The 20,669-nt window shown below is 67.2% G+C and carries 19 protein-coding genes; 3 read left to right on the top strand and 16 right to left on the bottom strand.

Annotated elements, in window-relative coordinates:
* From AC1DIN_RS27695 to AC1DIN_RS27650, 10 genes are all read right to left on the bottom strand, one after another.
* On the bottom strand, window positions 1–2,126 hold a 2,126-nt coding region (locus tag AC1DIN_RS27695), incomplete at its 3' end, for a DNA translocase FtsK (protein ID WP_476812088.1).
* A gap of 223 nt (window positions 2,127–2,349) precedes the next feature.
* Window positions 2,350–2,523 carry a cbb3-type cytochrome oxidase assembly protein CcoS gene (ccoS, locus tag AC1DIN_RS27690; protein WP_476812087.1) on the bottom strand — a complete coding sequence of 58 codons (174 nt, stop codon included), beginning with the start codon at window positions 2,521–2,523 and terminating at the stop codon, window positions 2,350–2,352.
* Window positions 2,520–4,718, bottom strand: a complete 2,199-nt coding sequence (locus AC1DIN_RS27685) for a heavy metal translocating P-type ATPase (RefSeq protein ID WP_476812086.1) — start codon at window positions 4,716–4,718, stop codon at window positions 2,520–2,522. Before AC1DIN_RS27685 ends, ccoS begins: the two co-directional genes overlap by 4 nt.
* A 1-nt stretch (window position 4,719) precedes the next feature.
* Window positions 4,720–5,241: a FixH family protein gene (locus tag AC1DIN_RS27680; protein WP_476812085.1), complete on the bottom strand. Its 522-nt coding sequence runs from the start codon at window positions 5,239–5,241 to the stop codon at window positions 4,720–4,722.
* Window positions 5,242–5,261: 20 nt separating this feature from the next.
* A complete protein-coding gene (gene ccoG / locus AC1DIN_RS27675; RefSeq protein ID WP_476812084.1) occupies window positions 5,262–6,716 on the bottom strand; it encodes a cytochrome c oxidase accessory protein CcoG in 1,455 nt (484 codons plus the stop codon).
* Window position 6,717: 1 nt separating this feature from the next.
* Window positions 6,718–7,620 (bottom strand): cytochrome-c oxidase, cbb3-type subunit III, encoded by a 903-nt coding sequence (gene ccoP, locus AC1DIN_RS27670; RefSeq protein ID WP_476812083.1) that lies wholly within the window; start codon window positions 7,618–7,620, stop codon window positions 6,718–6,720.
* Window positions 7,621–7,776 (bottom strand): cbb3-type cytochrome c oxidase subunit 3, encoded by a 156-nt coding sequence (locus AC1DIN_RS27665; protein WP_441473766.1) that lies wholly within the window; start codon window positions 7,774–7,776, stop codon window positions 7,621–7,623.
* Between the two features lie 11 nt (window positions 7,777–7,787).
* Window positions 7,788–8,552, bottom strand: a complete 765-nt coding sequence (gene ccoO, locus AC1DIN_RS27660; RefSeq protein ID WP_476812082.1) for a cytochrome-c oxidase, cbb3-type subunit II — start codon at window positions 8,550–8,552, stop codon at window positions 7,788–7,790.
* Between the two features lie 12 nt (window positions 8,553–8,564).
* Window positions 8,565–10,178, bottom strand: a complete 1,614-nt coding sequence (gene ccoN / locus AC1DIN_RS27655) for a cytochrome-c oxidase, cbb3-type subunit I (protein ID WP_441473774.1) — start codon at window positions 10,176–10,178, stop codon at window positions 8,565–8,567.
* A 183-nt stretch (window positions 10,179–10,361) separates the two neighbouring features.
* Window positions 10,362–11,018 carry a helix-turn-helix domain-containing protein gene (locus AC1DIN_RS27650; protein ID WP_441473773.1) on the bottom strand — a complete coding sequence of 219 codons (657 nt, stop codon included), beginning with the start codon at window positions 11,016–11,018 and terminating at the stop codon, window positions 10,362–10,364.
* A 217-nt stretch (window positions 11,019–11,235) separates the two neighbouring features.
* Here AC1DIN_RS27650 and AC1DIN_RS27645 point away from each other — a divergent pair, with 217 nt between their 5' ends.
* Complete coding sequence (locus AC1DIN_RS27645; protein ID WP_441473764.1) at window positions 11,236–11,709, top strand: hypothetical protein; 474 nt, start codon at window positions 11,236–11,238, stop codon at window positions 11,707–11,709.
* 49 nt (window positions 11,710–11,758) lie between these two features.
* Here AC1DIN_RS27645 and pcaF read toward each other — a convergent pair whose 3' ends face one another.
* The 6 genes from pcaF to AC1DIN_RS27615 all read right to left on the bottom strand — a co-directional run bounded on the left by pcaF (window position 11,759) and on the right by AC1DIN_RS27615 (window position 18,377).
* Window positions 11,759–12,967 (bottom strand): 3-oxoadipyl-CoA thiolase, encoded by a 1,209-nt coding sequence (pcaF, locus tag AC1DIN_RS27640; RefSeq protein WP_441473763.1) that lies wholly within the window; start codon window positions 12,965–12,967, stop codon window positions 11,759–11,761.
* A 122-nt stretch (window positions 12,968–13,089) separates the two neighbouring features.
* Window positions 13,090–14,007 carry a dihydrodipicolinate synthase family protein gene (locus tag AC1DIN_RS27635; protein ID WP_476812081.1) on the bottom strand — a complete coding sequence of 306 codons (918 nt, stop codon included), beginning with the start codon at window positions 14,005–14,007 and terminating at the stop codon, window positions 13,090–13,092.
* A gap of 52 nt (window positions 14,008–14,059) precedes the next feature.
* Window positions 14,060–15,571, bottom strand: a complete 1,512-nt coding sequence (locus AC1DIN_RS27630) for a tripartite tricarboxylate transporter permease (protein ID WP_476812080.1) — start codon at window positions 15,569–15,571, stop codon at window positions 14,060–14,062.
* Between the two features lie 18 nt (window positions 15,572–15,589).
* A complete protein-coding gene (locus AC1DIN_RS27625) occupies window positions 15,590–16,078 on the bottom strand; it encodes a tripartite tricarboxylate transporter TctB family protein (RefSeq protein WP_441473760.1) in 489 nt (162 codons plus the stop codon).
* A gap of 193 nt (window positions 16,079–16,271) precedes the next feature.
* Window positions 16,272–17,267, bottom strand: a complete 996-nt coding sequence (locus AC1DIN_RS27620) for a Bug family tripartite tricarboxylate transporter substrate binding protein (protein WP_476812079.1) — start codon at window positions 17,265–17,267, stop codon at window positions 16,272–16,274.
* Window positions 17,268–17,342: 75 nt separating this feature from the next.
* Entirely contained in the window at window positions 17,343–18,377 is a 1,035-nt protein-coding gene (locus tag AC1DIN_RS27615) for a 4-hydroxythreonine-4-phosphate dehydrogenase PdxA (protein WP_476812078.1), read from the bottom strand.
* Between the two features lie 150 nt (window positions 18,378–18,527).
* Here AC1DIN_RS27615 and AC1DIN_RS27610 point away from each other — a divergent pair, with 150 nt between their 5' ends.
* Both AC1DIN_RS27610 and AC1DIN_RS27605 read left to right on the top strand, forming a co-directional pair.
* On the top strand, window positions 18,528–19,919 hold the full coding sequence (locus AC1DIN_RS27610) for a flagellar biosynthesis protein FlgA (RefSeq protein WP_476812077.1): 1,392 nt from the start codon (window positions 18,528–18,530) through the stop codon (window positions 19,917–19,919).
* A 52-nt stretch (window positions 19,920–19,971) separates the two neighbouring features.
* Window positions 19,972–20,637: a GntR family transcriptional regulator gene (locus AC1DIN_RS27605; RefSeq protein ID WP_476812076.1), complete on the top strand. Its 666-nt coding sequence runs from the start codon at window positions 19,972–19,974 to the stop codon at window positions 20,635–20,637.
* Window positions 20,638–20,669 lie beyond the last annotated feature (32 nt).

The raw sequence follows: 20,669 nt of genomic DNA, 5'->3' as shown, positions 1-20,669 counted from the left end.
GTCTTGTCGAACACCGCGCCGTCCTCGTCCTCTGCGCCTTCCTCCTCCTCGGAGGTGACGGCGTCGAGATATTGCGGCCGGCCTTGCGTCTTGAGATGCGCGACGACCTTCTCGACCTCGTTATCCGAGACGAAGGGGCCGTGGACGCGGGTGATGCGCCCGCCGCCGGCCATGTAGAGCATGTCGCCCTGGCCGAGCAGCTGCTCGGCGCCCATCTCGCCCAGGATCGTGCGGCTGTCGATCTTCGAGGTGACCTGGAAGGAGATSCGGGTCGGGAAGTTCGCCTTGATCGTGCCGGTGATGACGTCGACCGAGGGGCGCTGCGTGGCGAGGACCACGTGGATSCCGGCGGCGCGCGCCATCTGGGCGAGGCGCTGGATCGTGCCCTCGATCTCCTTGCCGGCGACCATCATCAGGTCGGCCATCTCGTCGACGATGACGACGATATAGGGCAGAGGCTCGAGGTCCATGACCTCCTCCTCATAGACAGCCTCGCCCGAATGCTTGTCGAAGCCGGTCTGGACCGTGCGGGTGATGATCTCGCCGGCGGCCTTGGCYTCGCCGACCCGSGCATTGAAGCCGTCGATGTTGCGCACCGAGAGCTTCGACATCTTCTTGTAGCGCTCCTCCATCTCGCGCACCGCCCATTTCAGGGCGACGACCGCCTTCTTGGGATCGGTGACGACGGGGGTGAGCAGATGCGGGATGCCGTCATAGACGGAGAGCTCGAGCATCTTGGGATCGACCATGATCAGCCGGCATTCCTCGGGCTTCAGCCGGTAGAGGATCGACAGGATCATGGTGTTGATCGCGACGGACTTGCCCGAGGCGAGCAATTCGCGCAGGAAGACGGTCTCGCGCTTGCTGTTGGGCAGTTCGATGCCGATGGCGTTCTTGCCCTGCACCACCGCCACGCGGGCCGAGACCGCGCTCATCGAGCGCGCGATGTCGTCGGCAAGCGAAATCACCCGCGAGCTTTTGATACCGGGGGCGGGTTCGAGTTCGTACAGTGTCACGACCGGGCCGGGGCAAGCCTGGACGATCTCGCCCCTGATATTGAAGTCTTCGAGCACGCCTTCGAGCAGCCCGGCATTCTGCTGCAGCACCTCGACCGGCATCGCCTCGCTCTGCGCCACCGGCGGCTCGGCGAGGAACTCGATCGGCGGCAACTGGAAGCCCGCATCGTGCACGACAGGGAGTTCGACGAGGCGAAGCTTGGCCCTGAAGGGGGTGACCTGCGCGGATTCGGCCGCGACCGGCTCGCGACGAACAGGTTCAGGCTGAGCGGGCTCGGGCTGAAAAGGCTTGGACAGAACGGGCTTGGGCTCGACCGGAGGCCGCGTGCGGCGCGCCAGCGGCACGCCGGGCTTTGCCGCAGGCACGGGTTCGTCCGGGATCGGAGTTTCGTCTTCGACCGCCGGCACATCCGCGGCCGGCATCTGCCAGGACGGTGCCGCGATCTGGAAACTCACCTGATAGCTCTGCCCCCAGCCAAAACCGGACCAGGCAGGCGCAACGACCGGCGCTGCGATCGCAAGCGGCGTGGCGGCGCGCATCGCCACCCGCGGCTCTTCGTCGGACACCACGACCGGGGCATGGACCGTCGCTTCCGCCATCATCGATGGAGCGATAGGATCGAAGGTGAAATCGGCGTCGTCGCGCTCGGCCTCGGGCACGCATTCCCAGAAGGCGTGATCCGAGATGAAATCGAGCGGCGTCGCAACATCCTGCTCCGGGAAGGCAGCAATCTCCTCGTGAGCCGCGAAATCCGCCTTGACGGGCTGCATCTCATCGACAAAGGCGTTCTCGTCCGCGTCGAAAGTCAACTCGACGTCTGCCGGCTCGTCCATGGCGGGTTCAGGCGCCGGCTCGGCGCCGGGCGCACCCCAGACCTGCCGGATCAGGTGATCCGGCGTGCGCCAGAAGCGAACGCGGCTTTCTCCCGGCGCAGGGGCGGTCGGCGACAGGCTGATGTCGAAGCGCTGTCCCAGCACCGGCGAGGCGGAGAGTTCCCGCTCGGCCTGCGCCAGCTTGCGATGGGCGTCGGTGGAACGCGAGGGCCGGACATAGGCCGGCCAGAGACTGGATGATGCCGGCTCGGTCCGAATCGGCTCCAAGACAGGCATTTGCGGGGTCGCGGACGCCACGCCCTCCTGCGGATGAGCGAGGCGATTATCCTCGGAAGCGACGGCGTTCGCGCGGCGGAAACGATCCAGTTTTTGCATGGGCTTAGGCGAACACTACGCTTCGTTAACCTGAGACCCAGTCCTAGCCCGGCACGGTTAAGAGACCGTTCCGGTAGTCTCCTTTTCGATGCCCGAAGGTGGCGCGCTCAAGCCCGCGTGCCAATCAGCTCGCTTCGTTTTCCGGCGTGCTTCTTTCCGCGTCGTCGTCCTGCAGGACGCGCCAGGCCGCCCCCTCGAGATCGGTGAACTGGCCTGATCGCATGCACCAGAAGAAGGCGCCGAGGCCGGCCAGCCCGAGCCCCAGCGCGAGCGGAAACAGGATCACGATAATGTTCATGCTTCTGCCTCCGGCGCGGCCCTGCGGCTGCGTGCGCGCATGGCGTTGAGCGTCACGACCAGCGACGAGCCCGACATCGCGGCGGCGGCCACCAGCGGTGTCGCCAATCCTGCAATCGCGATCGGCACCGCCACAGCGTTGTAGAGCACGGCGAACCACAGGTTCTGCAGCATCAACCCGCGCGCCTTGCGGGCGATCTCGAGCGCAGCTGATACCGGCGCAAGGCTGTCGCCAAGGAAGACGACATCGGCTGCCGCCTGCGCCAGATGAGTGGCGCTGACCGGCGAGATCGAAACATGGGCCCCCGCGAGCGCCGGTGCATCGTTGAGGCCGTCGCCCACCATCAGCACCTTGCGGCCATTCGCCGCCATGCTGTCGAGCAGGTTGAGCTTGTCGCCTGGCAGCAGGCCGGCCTGAACATGCGCGATGCCGAGCTCGGCCGCGATCGGCGCGACTGCCTCCGGCCGGTCGCCGGAGAGGATCGCGATCTCCAGCCCCGCCGCGCGCAAGGCGGCGATCGTCTCGCGCGCTTCCGGGCGCAGGCTCTGCCCGAGCGCCAGCACGGTGCGATAGGAGCCGTGGCGATAGGCGATGAGCGAGGCGCCGGGGTGAAGCGCCTTCACCGACTCGGCATCTGCTTGCGCGCCGCAGAATTCGATGCTGCCGAGGCGCTGCTCGTCGTTCCCCTCGCCCGCCGACAGCCCCTGTCCGCGCTCCTCGCGGACGTCGGTTCTCGCGGAGGTGCCACCCAGCGCTCGCGCCAAGGCCTGTGCCAGCGGGTGGTTGCTCGCCGCCGCGAGCGCGCCGATCTCGGCGCGATGCTCCGGCGGCAGCGCCTCGGGATTGAGGATGTCCGGCTCGGGCAGCGTCAGCGTCCCGGTCTTGTCGAAGACCGCGATGTCGGCCTCGGCGAGGCGCTCCAGCGCATCGCCCTCCTTGAGCATGATCTTGCGCTTGAACAGGGCAGATGCTGCCACGACCTGCACCGCCGGAATCGCGAGGCCAAGCGCGCAGGGGCAGGTGATGATCAGCACCGTGACGGCGATCATCAGCGCCTCCGGCCAGGCAAGCCCCCAGGCGAGCCAGCCGAGAAACGTCGTGGCCGCCAGAGTGTGAACCACCGGCGCATAGAGCCGCGCCGCCCGGTCCGAGAGGCGGACATAGCGCGAGCGGCTGCCGACAGCCTGGCTCATCAGCCGATCGATCTCGTCGAGCAGAGTGCCCTGGCCCGCCGCCTCGACGCGCACCGTCAGCGCGCCGGTGAGGTTGAGCGTGCCGGCGTGAACGCGCTCGCCATGCCCGATCGCAATAGGTGCGGTCTCCCCGGTGACGAGGCTCTGGTCGAGCTCGGAGCGGCCGGTCTCGACCATGCCGTCGACCGAGACCCGTTCGCCCGGCCGCACGAGGACGCGGTCGCCCGGCACGATCGCGGCTATCGGCGTGATCGTCCAGCTGCCGTCGTCGGCAAGGCGCGTCGCCGTCTCGGCCTTGAGAGCCGCGAGGTTGCCGGCGAGGTCGCGGGTGCGCCGCCGCATCAGCTGGTCGAGATAGCGGCCGATCAGAAGGAAGAAGAGCAGCATCACCACGCCGTCGAAATAGGCGTGGCGGCCATGGGTCCAGGTTTCGGCGACCGACATCGCGAGCGCCAGCACGACGCCGATGGTGATCGGCACGTCCATGTTGACGGCGCCGGCCTTCAGAGCCCTGAGCGCGCTCTCGAAGAACGGGCGGCCGGCATAGGCCGCCGTCGGCAGGGCAATGAGCGCGGAGAGCCAGTGGAAGAAATCCCGCGTCGTCGGGTCGATGTCGCCGCTGTTGCCGGACCAGACCGCGACAGAGAGCAGCATGATGTTCATCGAGGCGAAGCCGGCGACGCCCAGCCGACGCAGCAGGCTGCGCTCCTCGGTGGCGGCGCCATCCTCCTGCCGCTCCGGCACGAAGGGATAGGCCTTGAAGCCGAGCGCCGCGAGTTTGTCGACCACGGCCTCCGGCCGCAGCAGAGCTTCGCGCCATTCGACCGAGACGCGCTTCAGCGCGAGATTGACGCGGGCACCGAGAATGGCGGGCTCGCGGCCGAGGCCGCTTTCGATGGCCTGCATGCAGCCGGCGCAGCGGATGCCGTCGACCGCGAGCTCCATGCTGGCGACGCCGCCATCGCGATGGCGCACGAAGACGGAGAGATCCTGCGTCGCCATCTCACTTCTCCGGCAGGGTGATGCGGCTGCGCGAGACGAAGACGACCTCCTCGCCGCGACGCGCCTTCAGCTCGAGGATCCAGGCGCCGGCCTCGATACGGTCGAAGCGCGCCTCGTAGCGCCCCGGCTGGCGCTCGCTCAGCGCGACGCTGTGATCACGCGCGGAGGTGGCGGGGTGGCGCAGCCGCGCCGTCGCCGTGAAGCCGGAGAGCGGCTGGCCGAGCCGATCCGCCAGCGTCACGTCGAGCGCTGCTCCCTCGCCCTGCCTTGCGAGCGTGGCCGCGGCGTTCCAGCCACGCGCATCGCGCTCGTGCTGGCGCGCGATCTCCTCGTTGAAGTGCTGGCTGTCCTCATAGGCGCTGCGGGTCTCGACCCCCGGCATGGTGCGCAACGCCACCGTCATGATCGTCGCATTGACCGAGATGATGACGCCGAAGAACAGCACCAGCATCGCGGCAACCATGCGCCCGGTGAGCTGGAAAGAGCGGCGCAGGCGCGGCGCGGCTTGGGTGTCGCACGACATCAGGAAAACTCCGCAGCAGCTCATGGTTTGCCTCCGGGCGCCATGAAGTGGTCGGTTGCGCGCACGGTTTCCCCGGCGAAGAGATCCGAGGCCGTGATGGTGATGGGCTGAGACGCCTCGAGCGGCACGCCGGCCGGCACGGTGACGAGGACACGCACTTCGCGCGAGGAATCCGGGTCGACCGTCACGACCGGCCGCAGATCGGCGGTGGGCGCTACCCCGACCGCGTCGATGCGGACGCCCGGCAGCCCGTCCACGGTCAGCGCGAAGGGGCGATCCTCCGGGCGCTTGTTGAGCAGGCGGACCGTATAGGCGTTGCGAATCGAGCCGTCGCTGAGCGTCACGAAGAGTGGCGCGCGCTCGTGCAGCACCGAGATATCGGCGGTGCGGCGCGTCGCGAGCTGCCAGATCATGGCGCCGCCGACGACGAGGATCAGCGCCGCATAGATCAGCGTGCGCGTCCGCAGCGGGTTGTAGACCGCAGGCTTTCCGGCAATGCGCCGCTTGACGTTGATCTCTGTGTCATAGGCGATCAGCCGCTTGGGACGGTCGATCTTGGCCATGACGGTGTCGCAGGCGTCGATGCACAGGCCGCACTGGATGCAGTCGAGCTGGGCGCCCTCGCGGATGTCGATGCCGACCGGGCAGACGGCGACGCATTGGTGGCAGTCGATGCAGTCGCCGGCCGGCGCGCCCTGCGCCTTGAGCTTCTGCGCCTGCTTGACCGAGACGCGCGGCTCGCCGCGATCATAGCGATAGGTGACGTTGAGCGCCTCGTCGTCGGTCAGGGCCGCCTGGATGCGCGGCCAGGGGCACATGAACTTGCAGACCTGCTCGCGCATGATGCCGGCGAGCGAATAGGTGGTGAAGGTCAGGATCGCGATCCAGACATAGGCCGAGATCGGCGCAGTGAAGGTCGCAAGCTCGCGCACCAGCGTCGGCGCATCGGCGAAATAGAGGACCCAGGCGCCGCCGGTCCACCAGGCAATGACGAGCCAGACGGCGTGCTTGGCGCTCTTGCGCCAGAGCTTGTCGAAACTCCAGGGCGCCTCGTCGCGGCGCATGCGCTCGCGCCGGTCGCCCTCGAAGAAGCGCTCGACGGCGAGGAAAAGGTCGGTCCAGACCGTCTGCGGGCAGAGATAGCCGCACCAGACCCGCCCCGCGACGGCGTTCATCAGAAAGAGGACGAACGCCGCCAGGATCAGCAGGCCGGTGAAGTAGTAGACCTCCTGCGGCCAGATCTCGATGAAGAAGAAGTAGAAGCGATTGTTGGCGATGTCGGCCAGCACTGCCTGGTTTGGCAAATGCGGGCCGCGGTCCCAGCGCAGGAACGGCAGCAGATAGTAGATGCCGAGGCACAGGAACAGGATGAGCCACTTCGCGCGCCGGAACGGACCGGAGACGCTCTGCGGATAGACCTTCCGCGACGCCGCAAACAGCGGGACATCGTCGGTATCGGCCTCGGCCGTGCTCACGCTACTGCCCTCCCCCCAGCGAATGGACGTAGACGGTCAGCGCCTTGAGCGTCGTCTCGTCGAGGCGGCCGCCCCAGGCCGGCATCACGCCGCCCCGGCTGTTGGTGATCGTCTCGGTCAGCGAGGCCATGTCCATGCCGTAAAGGCTGATCGCGTCGGTCAGGTTGGGCGCACCCAGCTCCCGGTTTCCCTTGCCGGCGGGGCCGTGACAGGCGGCGCAGTTGTCGGCGAAGAGCTTGCGCCCCAGCGCCAGGTCGGCCTTCGGCTCGGTCGACAGGCCGGCGAGTTCGCGGACATGGTTGGCGACGGCGTTGATCTCGTCGCGCTTGAGCATGCCGTCGCGGCCGAAAGCCGGCATCTGGCTCACCCGCGTCTCGTCATTGCCGGCGACGCGGACGCCGTGGCGCAGCGTCTGCATGATCGCGTCGAGCGAACCGCCCCAGAGCCAGTCGTCATCGTTCAGGTTTGGATAGCCCTTGGCGCCGGCACCGCCGACGCCGTGGCAGGCGGCGCAATTGTCGCCGAAGGCGGCCTTGCCCTGCGCCATCGCGATCTGGAACAGCGCCGGATCGGCCTTGATCTGGGCTGGCGTCGCATCGGTCATACCGGCGGCCAGCGCGGCGCGCTGGGCCTTGAGCTCGTTCATCTGCACGGTGATGTCCGAGCGGGTGGCATAGCCGATCACGCCCTTCGTCGCGTCGGTCAGCAGCGGCCACGCGGGATAGACGATCCAGTATCCGAACGACCAGATGATGGTGGCGTAGAAGATGCCGAGCCACCAGCGCGGCAGCGGCGTGTTGAGCTCGCGGATGCCGTCCCATTCGTGGCCGGTCGTAGCCTGGCCGGTTGCAGCATCGATATGGGGGGCGTGGACCTTGGGGACGTCGTGGTGCTGGTCCATCATTCAGTCCTCGCGCAGCGGATTGAGCGCGGCTTCCTCGAAGCGGGCGCGGTTCTTCGGCCAGAAGGCGTAGAGGCAGACGCCGAGGAAGACGGCGACGAAGTAGAGGAGGCCGGCGGACTGGGCGAAGCCGGCGAGCCAGTGATAGGTCGTTTGCATCGTCGTCTCGCTCAGCGGATGTTGGCCTTGTCGTCGTAGAGCTTGAAGTCGACCAGCGTGCCGAGCGCCTGCAGATAGGCGATCAGGGCGTCGGCTTCGGTGATGCGCTGCGGGTTGCCGTCGAAATCGCGCGACTGGACCCGGGGATAGCGCTTCTCCAGATCGGACTGGCCGGGATGGTCCGGCGTCGCCTGCGCCTTCAGGTCGCTCTGCGCCTGCGCGATCATCTCGTCGGTATAGGGCACGCCGCCGGCGCGATTGGCGCGCAGGTCGTCGGCGATGTCGCCATAGGACAGCTCGGTCTTCGCCAGGAAGGGATAGCCCGGCATGATCGACTGCGGCACGACCGCGCGCGGCTCGGCGAGATGCGCCCGCTGCCATTCGTCGGAGTATTTGCCGCCGACGCGGGCGAGGTCGGGCCCGGTGCGCTTGGAGCCCCATTGGAAAGGCTTGTCGTACATGCTCTCGGCCGCCAGCGAGTAATGCCCGTAGCGCTCGACCTCGTCGCGCAGCGGCCGGATCATCTGGCTATGGCAGTTGTAGCAGCCCTCGCGGACGTAGATGGAGCGGCCGGCCAGCTCGAGCGGGGTGTAGGGGCGCATGCCCTGCACGGTCTCGATCGTGTTCTTCAGGTAGAAGAGCGGCGCGATCTCGACGAGGCCGCCGACGGAGATCACCAGCAGCACGCCGATGACCAGGATGATCGAGTTGGTCTCGAAGATCTTGTGCTTGGCCCAGAGCGACCGGCGCGCGGGCTTGTGTTCGATGCTCGTCATTGCGGAAACTCCTCAGACGGCCATGGCCAGCGGCGCCGGCGCATCGTCCACGCGCGGCATCTCGGCCGCGCTCTCGGAGCGCACGGTCATCCAGAGGTTGAAGGCCATGATCAGCGCGCCGATCAGGAACAGGGCACCGCCCATCGCGCGGATCACATAGAAGGGATGCATCGCCGCGACGGTCTCGATGAAGGAGTATTCGAGGAAGCCGAGCGAGGTGTAGGCGCGCCACATCAGGCCCTGGAGGATGCCCGAAACCCACATCGCCGAGATGTAGAAGACGATGCCGAGCGTCGAGATCCAGAAGTGCCAGCTCACCAGCTTGAGCGAGTAGAGCCCCTTGCGGTTCCACAGCCAGGGCACGAGGCAGTAGATCGCGCCGAAGGAGATGTAGGCGACCCAGCCGAGCGCGCCGGAATGGACGTGGCCGATGGTCCAGTCGGTGTAGTGCGACAGGCCGTTGACCGCCTTGATCGACATCAGCGGGCCTTCGAAGGTCGACATGCCGTAGAAGGCGAGCGAGACCACCATCATGCGCAGGACGGGGTCGGTGCGCAGCCGGTCCCAGGCGCCCGACAGGGTCATGATGCCATTGATCATGCCGCCCCAGGAGGGCATCCACAGCATGATCGAGAAGGTCATGCCCAGCGTCTGCGCCCAGTCCGGCAGGGCGGTATAGTGGAGGTGGTGCGGGCCGGCCCAGATGTAGATGAAGATCAGGGCCCAGAAGTGGATGATCGAGAGCCGGTAGCTGTAGATCGGCCGCTCCGCACGCTTCGGCACGAAGTAGTACACGATCGCGAGGAAGCCGGCGGTGAGGAAGAAGCCGACGGCGTTATGGCCGTACCACCACTGGAACATCGCATCCTGCACGCCCGACCAGAGGCCGTAGGATTTCGGCGACAGCACCGAGACCGGCACGGCAACGTTGTTGCCGATATGCAGGACGGCGATGGTCAGGATGAAGCCGAGATAGAACCAGTTCGCCACATAGATATGCGGCTCCTTGCGCTTCATCACCGTGCCGAGGAAGACCAGCAGGTAGGCGACCCAGACGATGGTCAGCCAGAGGTCGGCATACCATTCCGGCTCGGCGTATTCCTTGCCCTGGGTGATGCCCAGCAGGTAGCCGGTGCCGGCGATGACGATGAAGAGGTTGTAGCCGAGGACGACGAACCAGGGCGAAAGCGTGCCCGCCAGGCGTGCGCGGCAGGTGCGCTGCACGACGTAGAAGGACGTGCCGATCAGCACGTTGCCGCCGAAGGCGAAGATCACGGCCGAGGTGTGCAGCGGCCGCATGCGGCCGAAATTGATCCAGGGCAGATCGAAGTTGAGATCCGGGAAGGCCAGTTGCGAGGCGATCAGCAGCCCGACCGTGAAACCGGCGATGCCCCAGACCATCGCAGCGACCGTCGCGAACTTGACGGGCCCCATATTGTAGTTCGGCTTGCCGTCGATCTCTTGCGGCTCAGTCGCGGGCGTGCCGTCGAAGCAGCGGTTCGCGATCAGGATGACGCTGGCGGCAGCCGCCACGACGCCCAGCATGGCGTGGAAGGCATAGCCCGAATTTTCGGCCAGTGCCGAGATTACGATCAGCGGCAGCACGCAGGCCGCCGCGATCAGCATGCCGATCATTTCGCCGACAGTCGCCTGCCTGACTTGGCTCGCCGTTGCCGTCACATTCGACTCCCGCTTCGTCGCCGGCGCATGAGCGCGCCATGAAGGGGAGCCTTACCGAGCGGCCGGAGGCCGGGCGTTGATTCAGGTCAAGGGGAGCCGGCAGCGGGTTGCGGCGAGAGGGCGCAGGCCTCAGGCCGCGACCATGCTCATGCGCTCGGGATTCATCACGCGCACGCCGCCCGGCACGATCAGGATCGTCTTGTCCTTGGCGAGGCGGGTGAAGGTGCGGCTGACGGTCTCGATGGTCAGGCCGAGGAAGTCCGCGATGTCCTGCCGCGTCATCGGCAGCGGCACCGTGACCGATGGCTTGCCGAGCCGTGCCCAGCGCTGCTGCATCCCGAGCAGGAAGCAGATCAGCTTCTCCTCGGCCGTACGCCGGCCGAGCAGCATCATCTGCTCATGCGCCAGCGTCAGCTCATGCGTGGCGAACTCGTGGAGGCGCTTCAGGAGATGCGGCTTGGCGTCGACCAGCGCCGTATAGGCGCCGCGCGAGAACGCGCAGGCCGCGACATCGCCGATCGCATCGGCCGAGAAGCCATAGGCGTCGCGCATGGCGAGCCCGAGGAAATCCCCCGGCAGAGCGAAGCCGACGACCTGGCGACGCCCGTCCGACAACAGCTTGTAGAGGCGCACCACGCCAGCCGTGACATTGTAGACGGAGTGGGCCTCGCGCCCCTGCGTGAACAGCGTCTCGCCGGATGCGAAATGCGTGGTGTGCGCCAGGGATTCGAGCAGCGCCAGCTCGTCGTCCGAGAGCGAGGCGCAAACGCTCACCAGGCGAACCATGCAGGTGCGGCAATTGCCTTCGCCGCGGTTGGCAGCGCTACAGACCGAAGGGTGACAGTTCACGATCGCATCTTCCCGCTTTTCACGGCGACCATAGCCGAGGCCAACAGGGTCACAAAGCACGCTTGCCACCGTAGCCGGCGGAATTGATCCAGATCAATGCGACAACATCGCCCCCGCAACCACCGTGCGCTCCAGAAATTCGGGAGAGCCGCACGTGACCGGCGATGACATCTTCGAGGTCGCGCGCATCGCGCCGGCCGGAGCCGACGCCGTTTACGGCCTCGTCGCCATGCTGCATCCGGAGGTAACGCCCGATGACTGGGCCGCCTTCGTGCGCGACCATTCGCAGGACGGCGCCCGCCCGCGCGGCGTCTTTGCCCTGCGCGATGCCCGCGGCATGCCGCATGCCCTGTTCACCTTCCGCGTCGCGCAGACCATCGCTGGAGGAACCACGCTCGAAATCTTCGAGCTGGCGATGCTGCGCCTGCCGGGAACGCATCTGGTCGATGCGATGCTGCGCTTTGCCAATCAGCTCGCGGTCGAGCTCGGCCTGCCCCGAATCTCGATCTCCCTGGAGCGCTCCGCGGCCTGGCCGCAGGACCACGACGCGCTGCAGCGTTCGGGCTTCCAGGTCGATCGCGTGATGGTTTTGGGGCGGGCTCGAATGGAGCCCACACCCTGGAATTGACCTGTCTCAATCAGGAATGACGCCGGCTACAGTGGCGCCGGACGGCCTCTCAGACCGCTTCGAGCGCGATGGCGATGCCCTGGCCGACGCCGATGCACATGGTGGCGAGTGCGCGGCGCTTGCCGGTCAGCGACAATTCGAGTGCGGCCGTGCCGGCGATACGCGCACCGGACATGCCGAGCGGATGGCCGAGCGCGATCGCGCCGCCATTCGGATTCACATGCGCGCCGTCCTCGGCAATGCCGAGGTCGCGCAGCACGGCGATGCCCTGGCTAGCGAAGGCCTCGTTGAGCTCGACGATGTCGAAATCCGTCGGCTTCAGGCCAAGCCGCGCGCAGAGCCTGCGGGTCGCCGGGATCGGCCCCAGCCCCATCACGCGCGGCGCGACGCCGCCCGCAGCGCCACCGACGACGCGCGCCAGCGGGGTCAGGCCATATTTCGCCGCGGCCTTCTCCGAGGCGATGATCAGCGCCGCCGCGCCGTCATTGACGCCCGAGGCATTGCCGGCGGTGACGGTGCCGCCCTCCTTGCGGAAAGGCGTCGGCAGCTTGGCCAGCTTCTCCAGCGTGGTGTCGCCGCGCGGATGCTCGTCGCTCTCCACGACGACGGGGTCGCCCTTCCGCTGCGGAATCACGACCGGCACGATCTCCTTGCCGAACCGGCCGTTCTGCTGGGCGGCGACGGCCTTCTGCTGCGAGCGCAGGGCGAAGGCGTCCTGATCGGCACGGCTGATATTGCAGTCGGCCGCGACGTTCTCGCCGGTCTCCGGCATGGAGTCGACGCCGTATTGCTTCTTCATCAGAGGGTTGATGAAGCGCCAGCCGATGGTGGTGTCGTGGATCTCGGCGTGGCGCGAGAAGGCGCTGTCGGCCTTCGGCAGCACGAAGGGCGCGCGCGACATGCTCTCGACGCCGCCGGCGATCATCAGCTCGGCCTCGCCCGCCTTGATCGCGCGGGCCGCCGTGATGACGGCGTCCATGCCGGAGCCGCAGAGCCGGTTGATCGTCGTGCCCGGCACTTCCTTGGGAAGGCCGGCGAGCAGGAGCGACATGCGCGCGACGTTGCGGTTGTCCTCGCCCGCCTGGTTGGCGCAGCCAAAGATCACATCGTCGATCGCGCCGAAATCGACGCCGGCATGGCGCTCGACCAGGGCCTTCAGCGGCACCGCTCCAAGGTCGTCCGCCCGCACCGAGGAGAGGGAGCCGCCGAAGCGGCCGATCGGCGTGCGGACATAGCCGCAGATGAAAGCTTCGGTCATCGTCGGGAACTTCCCCTGTGTCGCGGCCCTTCAGGCCCGGCCGTCATCGGGTGTTCTCGCCGCCCCTCCGCGCTTTGTAAAGACGAAGCCGCGCGCACGGGCGCGCGCCACGTCCATCCGTCCTATTTGCCCCAGCGCAGTGCCAGCGGATCGAGCTCGCGCGCGAGTTCGATCAGGCCCTCTCGGGTCTTCGGATGCAGCGGGGTCAGCGGATGGCGCACGGCCTCCGACCTGATCACGCCGCCTTCCTTCATCACCGCCTTGGCCGAGCGCAGGCCGCACTGGCGGTTCTCGTAGTTGATGATCGGCAGGACGCGGGCATAGAGCGCCGCCGCCTGCTTGCGGTCGCCCGCAGCGTGGGCCGCGAGAATCGGCTTGATCAGGTCGGGGATCATCGCCGATGTCATCGTGCCGGTGGCGCCGGCGTCGAGATCGGCCATCAGCGTGATCGCCTCCTCGCCGTCGAACGGACCGACGACGGCCTCGCCACCGGCCTCGATCAGCGCGCGCAGCTTATTGGCCGTGCCGGGCACCTCGATCTTGAAATAGCGGACGAGCGGGACCTCCTTCGCCAGGCGCACCATAAAGGGCACGGTCATGGTGACGCCGGAGAGCGGCGCGTCCTGCAGGATGACGGGCAAGCCGCAGGCGTCAGTGACCGCCTTGAAGTGCTCGATCATGCCCTGCTCGTCGGCCTTGAGCAGCGCGCCATGATAGGGCGGCATCATCATCAGCATCTTGGCGCCGGCATCGGCCGCCGCCTTGGCGCGGGCGGCGGCGATGCGCGTCGAGAAATGCGAGGTGGTGACGATGACCGGCACGCGGCCGGCGACCTGTTCGATCGACAGCCGCATCACCTGATCGCGCTCCTCGTCGGTGAGCAGGAACTGCTCCGAGAAATTCGCGAGGATGCAGATGCCGTCGACGCCCTGATCGACCATCAGGTCCATCACGCGCCTGTTGCCCTCGATATCGAGGTCGCCATTGTCGTGGAAGATGGTCGGCGCGATCGGCAGGATGCCCTTGTAGGGTTCGGTCATGGCGTCATCTCGTATGGCGGACAGGGCGGAATTCGAGCGGGCGATACGGTGGTCAGGCCGTGCTGGCGGCCTTGGTGCCGCGCAACCGGCGGGCAACGCCGCCGACGACCGGCATGACCAGCAGCGCCAGACCGATCGTCATCAGCGTCGAGACCAGCGGGTTCGACCAGAAGATCGAGAGCGAACCCTGGCTGAAGATCATCGACTGGCGGAAGGCGTCCTCGGCCTTGTCGCCGATGACCATGGCGAGCACCAGCGGCGCGATCGGATAATCGAGCTTCTTGAAGACGTAGCCGACGAGCCCGAAGATCAGCGCGAGCCAGATGTCGAACTCCTTGCTCGCGGCGGTGTAGGCGCCGATGAAGCAGATCACGACGATGATCGGCCCGATGATCGAGAAGGGAATGCGCAGGATCGAGGCGAAGAGCGGCACCGTCGCCAGCACGATCACCACCGCGACGACATTGCCGAGATACATCGAGGCGATCAGGCCCCAGACGAAATCCGGCCGGTCGGTGAAGAGCGTCGGGCCGGGGTTGAGGCCCCAGATCATCAGACCGCCCATCATCACCGCCGCTGTCGCCGAGCCGGGAATGCCGAGCGCCAGCATCGGCAGCATGGCGGCGGAGCCGGCGGCGTGGTCTGCCGTCTCGGGCGCGATCACGCCCTCGGGCTCTCCCTTGCCGAACTTCGCCGGGTTGCGCGAGGAGCGCTTGGCCATGGCGTAGCTCATGAAGGAGGCCGCGGTCGGCCCACCCGGCGTGATGCCCATCCAGATGCCGATCAGTGAGGAGCGCAGCAGGGCGAGCCAATAGTGCGGCAGCTTCGCGGCCGTGCGCAGCACGTCGCTGATGCGCACCTTGGCGGCGACGCCCTCGAATTTCAGACCCTCCTCCATCGTCAGCAACAATTCGCCGATGCCGAAGAGGCCGATGACCGCGATCAGGAAGCTGACGCCGGCGAGCAGCACGTCGAATTCGAAGGTGAGGCGGACATTGCCGGAGATCGAGTCCATGCCGATCGTCGCGAGCGCAAAGCCGATCGCCATCGAGACGACCGTCTTGAAGGGCGAGGCGCCGCCGAGCCCGATGAAGCTCGCGAAGGTCATGAAATAGACGGCGAAATACTCGGGCGAGGAGAAGCGCAGCGCGAATTTCGCGACCCAGCCGGAGAGCAGCGTGATGAGGATGACGCCGGCCATGGCGCCGAAGCCGGCGGAGAGGAAGGCGAAGGACAACGCCTCGGTCGCCTTGCCCTGCTTGGCCATGGGATGGCCGTCGAATGTGGTGGCGACCGAAGACGGTTCGCCGGGGATGTTGAACAGGATCGAGGTGGTCGAACCGCCGAAGAGCGCCCCCCAGTAGAGCGAGGTCAGCAGGATGATCGCCGAGACCGGATCCATCGAGAAGGTCAGCGGCAACAGCAGCGAGACGCCGTTGGGGGCGCCGAGCCCCGGCAGCACCCCGACGAGCACGCCGAGGAGCACGCCTGCCATCATCAGCAGGATATGATGCGTGGTGAGCGCGACCGAGAAGCCGTGCATCAGGTTGGCGACGTTGTCCATGCGCGTTTCCCTGCCGCCTCAGAGGCCGATGAGCGGCTCGATCGGGCCCTTGAGCAGGCCGATCTGGAAGAATTTTTCGAGAGCGAAGTAGAAGAACGCCGCCGTCGCGAAGGCGGTGACGAGCGTCGGCAGCCAGCCGTAACCGCCCTGGAAGCGCATCGCGAAGACGAGATAGAGGATCGTCGCGACATACATGCCGAGCGTCGCGCTCAGCACCACGAAGCCGATGAGCGGCAGCAGGAAGGACAGCACCCGTTTGCCGCGCTCGGCATCGAGGAAGGACTCGGCGAGTGCGGCCTTGCCGGCCACGCGCTGGCCGACCGTCATCGCCAGCGTGCCCAGGCTCGCCAGCGCGATCAGCACCCCGGCATAGAACGGAAAGGCACCGGGCTGCGGCCCGGCGGAATCCCAGCCGATGCCGAATTCCAGCGAGCCCTTCACGATGACGAGCCCGAAGACCAGCGTCAGGATCGCCGTCCCGATTTCAGCCCAGAAGCGGGTGATCATGCGGTGGTTTCCTCCTTGCGGGGGGCGGCGGGAACGCGCGTTTCAAAGGAGAAGCGGGTCATCCCGGACTGAGCGAAGCGGAGATCCGGGATCCATGCCTGAGCCTACCCGATAGAGGTTCTGGCATGGATCCCGGGTCAAGCCCGGGATGACTGCGCGGTTCCGAGGCAAATCGGCACGCGCCGACTACACCTTACTTCGCGACCCAGCCTTCGTTCTCGAAGACCTTCTTGTTCGCGGCCTCGTCCTTGGCGACGAAGTCGGTGAGCTCCTTGCCCTTCATGAACCGGGCGGTCTGGGCGGTGCGCTGCACGAACTCCTGCCACTCCGGCGTCTTGGAGACCTTCTCCATCAGGTCGGCGTAGTAGGCCACGGCATCGGCCGGGACGTCGGCCGGCAGCCAGACGGTGCGCGGCATCTGGAAGGTCTCGAGCGGCAGGCCCGCTTCCTTGCAGGTCGGGATATCGCCCCAGCCCTTGCCCTCGAAGACCGGATCGCTCTTGGCGAGGCGAACCGGCGAGAACACGCAGAGCGGCTTCACCTGGCCGGCCTTCCACTGGCCGATATTCTCGTTGGGGTTGTTGACGTTGGAGTCGATATGGCCGCCGGCGAGTTGCACGGCCGCGGCGCTGCCGCCCTGGAACGGCACGTAGATCCATTTCACGCCGGTGGCGTCCTGGATCATCGAGGTCAGCGTCTGGTCGGTGTCCTTGGACTGGCTGCCGCCCATCTTGAAGCCCATGGGCTTGGCCTTGACCGCCTCGATATAGCTCTTGGCGTCGGCATAGGGCGCGTCACCCTTCACCCAGATCAGGAACTCGTCGAGCGCGAGCGAGGCGACCGGCGTGAGGTCCGTGAACTTGTAGCCGAGCTTGGCGACATAGGGCAGCAGATAGGCGTTGTTGGTGCCGAAGATGACGCGGTTCGGATCGCCCTTGGCGCCCTTGCCATAGACATAGCCCTCGGCGCCGGAGCCACCGCCCTTGTTCACCACCACGATCGGCTGCTCGGTGAACTTGTGCTTGGTGATGATCGACTGGATGATGCGAGCGAAATTGTCGGTGCCGCCGCCGGCGCCCGAGGTCACGACGAACTCGATCGGCTTGGTCGGCTCCCAGGCCTGCGCCGCACCGACGCCGCCGAGCGCGAGCGCGCCGGCGAACGCAGCCGAGATGGCAATGGTCTTCATGATGGTTTTTCTCCCTAGGAATTGGATTTTTGCGACGCCGCTCTTATTGGCGGCTTCACTGAAAGCAGCTGAAACTCAGGCCGCAGCGCGCGCCCTCGCCTTTCCGTCCTGAGCCATCTTGATGGCGAGCGAGAGCGCGGCGCGCGTCGCGCCGAGATTGGCGATTCCCTTGCCGGCGATCTCATAGGCCGTGCCATGGGCGGGCGTGCAGATCGGGAAGGGGAAGCCGCCGATCAGGGTAACGCCGCGGTCGAAGCCGATCAGCTTCATCGCGATCTGCCCCTGGTCATGATACATCGTCAGCACGGCGTCGAAATCGCCATTCTTGGCACGCAGGAAGACCGTATCCGAGGGGAACGGCCCCTCGACGGTGAAGCCCTTGGCCTTGGCCGCCGCGACTGCCGGCTCGATCGTCTCGATCTCGTCACGGCCGAAATTGCCGCCATCGCCGGCATGCGGATTGATGCCGGCAACCGCGATGCGCGGCGGGTTGAAGCCGGCCGCCCGCAGATTGGCGTCCGCCAGCGTCAGCGCCCGCAGAATGCGTTCCTGGGTGATGTTCTTGGCCACCTCGGAGAGCGGGATATGCGAGGTGACGCGGGCGTTCCAGAGCTTGTCGAGGATGTTGAACTCGCTCGCCGCGCCTTCGAAGCCGATGGCGTCGCGCACGAAGCGGATCTCGTCGTCATAGCCGGGATAGGCGAAGCGCATCGCCGCCTTGTTGAAGGGCGTGAAGAACACCGCATCGGCCTGGCCGGCAGCGGCGAACTGCAGCGCGCGGCGGAAATTCTCGGTCGCAGCCTTGCCGCCGGCGAGCGTCGCCTTGCCGCGCTGGAGATCGGCCGGGTCGTGGTTGCCGAGATCGACGAAGACGGGCTTGTCGCCGAGTGGCAATGCATCGCCGTCCTTCACGACCTGAACCTGCGGATCGACGCCGCCATCCTCGATGCCGAGATCGAGAAGCCGCCTGTCGCCGAACACGACATAACGCGCCGCCGCCCTGAGATCAGCCTCTGAAAGAATCCGCGCCGTCAGCTCCGGACTGATGCCCGAAGGATCGCCCATCGCAACGGCAATCACCGGCAGGGCCTCATTCATCCGCTCGTTCATGGCCGCACTCCGCTGCCCAGCATTCTTGCCCCTCCTCGCTAACACAGGCCTCTCATCGCCTCAAGTATGCTGTATGCAGCATAACGAGATTGCTGTAGTCATCGCCAAAAGCGCGGCCACGCCGTCATCGGCCGTGCCGGGAGGAGAGCGATGAATTTCCACGCGCATTACGCCGGGATCACCGAACCGGTCGAAACCTGCCTCGTCGGCAGCGGCAGCTTCGGCCGCAGCTATCTGGCGCAGTCGCGCCGCACGCGGCTGGTCAGTGCGCGCATTGCCGTGGACATGACGGCCGACGCCGCCGGGCGCGCCTTCGCCGCGGCCGGCTTCGCGCCTTCCGAGATCGCGCTGTGCGAGACCACAGCCGAAGCGCGTGCGGCTTGGGACAGCGGCAAATGCGTCGCAGCAGCGAGCCTCGGCATCGTCCTCGGCCTCCCCTTTCAGTTACTCGTCGAAGCGACGGGCAGCCCGGAAGGCGCGACCCGCCACAGCCTCGCAGCGATCGATGCCGGCCGCCATGTCGCTCTTGTCTCGAAGGAGGCCGACAGCGTCGTCGGGCCGGGGCTGGCGCGCCTCGCCCGCGAGAAAGGTGTCGTGGTGACGCCGGTCGACGGCGACCAGCCGAGCCTGCTGATCGCGCTGGCGAGCTGGGCCGAGGTGCTCGGCCTCGACATCATCGCGGCCGGCAAGTCGAGCGAGTACGACTTCGTGCTCGACGCGGCCACCGGCAACGTCACCTGCAATGGGGTGACCCGCTCGCTGCCGGCGCTGCGCGAGCACTGGCTGCCCGGCTCGCGCTCCACCGTCGCCAATGCGGCGGAGCGTGCGCGCATTCTGGGCGAGGCCTTCCCGCTGCGAGCCGTGCCCGATCTCTGCGAGATGACGCTGGTCGCCAACGCGCTCGGCTTCTCGGCCGACGCAGCCGGCTTCCATGCACCGCCGGCGCGTATCCCGGAGCTCGCCGATCTTTTTGCGGAGCGCAGCGAGGGCGGCCTGATGTCGGGCACGCGCCGCATCGACGTGTTCCATCACCTCCGCCTGACGGAAGAGGCGAGCTTCGCCGGCGGCGTCTTCATCGTGGTGCGCTGCGACAATGCCGAGACCTGGGAGATGCTCGCCGGCAAGGGCCATGTCGTCAGCCGCACCGGCCGAACTGCGGCGCTCTACCTGCCGCGCCACCTGCTGGGCGTGGAAGTCGCCACCTCCATCCTCGACGCCGCCGGCCTCGGCCGCTCCGGCTATGGCGAGGACTATCGGCCGCGGCAGGATCTCGTCGCGGTGGCGCAGCGTGACCTCCCGGCCGGCACGGCTCTGAAGATGGGCGGCCACCATCACAGCATCGACGGCATCGGCGCCGAGGTTCGCCCTGCCGCTCCGCTCGCGGCCGACCGCCCTGCCCCGTTCTATCTCGTCGCCGACCGACCGCTCGTCCGCGCCGTCACGGCCGGCGAGGCGATCCGCCTCGGCGATGTCGAGATCGCCGGCGATTCCGGCCTGCTGGCGATGCGCCAGCGCCAGGACAAGCTCTTCGCCGCCGTTTGACAGCGACGAAGCCGCATGCCGTAACGGAGCGGCCGAGAACAATGGAGCAGCGATGAGCGAGACGGCGGTCGACTTCCCCCGGATCACGCGGCGGACCCTCCATGACGAGGTCCTGGAGCGCGTGCGCGACATGATCATCGAGGGCCAGCTCGCTCCCGGTCAGCGCATCAACGAGGGGCTGATCGGCACGCAGCTCGGCGTCTCGCGGACGCCGCTGCGCGAGGCGATCAAGACGCTCGCCAGCGAGGGGCTGGTCGAGATCCTGCCGGCCAAGGGCGCCGTGGTCCGCAAGTTCTCGGCGCGCGACCTCGCCGACATCCTCGAGGTCATCAAGAGCCTGGAGCAACTCGGCGGCCGGATCGCCTGCGCCCAGGCCAGCGACGCCACGATCGCAGCGATCCACAAGATGCATCAGGATATGCTGGCGCTCTACGCGACGCGCGATCGCCTCGACTATTTCAAGCTCAACCAGGCCATTCACAGCGCCATCGTCGCCGCCTCCGGCAACCCGGTGCTGCTCGAGATGCACACCACCCTGCAGTCGCGCATCAAGCGGTTGCGCTTCGTCGGCAATGAAGGCCCGGAGAAATGGGCCGGCGCGGTGGCCGAGCATGAGGAGATGATGGCGGCGCTGCTCAAGCGCGACGCCGATGCCCTGTCGGAGGCGATCGGCCGTCATATGGATGTCACCCTGCTGCGCGTGCGCGAGGTGCTCTAGCCGGAAGGCTGGCCGGCCCCTGCGGCGCCTCT

The sequence above is a fragment of the Allobosea sp. 05T438 genome, from assembly GCF_056396025.1.
Note: the sequence above shows the minus strand (reverse complement) of the source record. Positions and strands in the feature narration are given on the sequence as shown.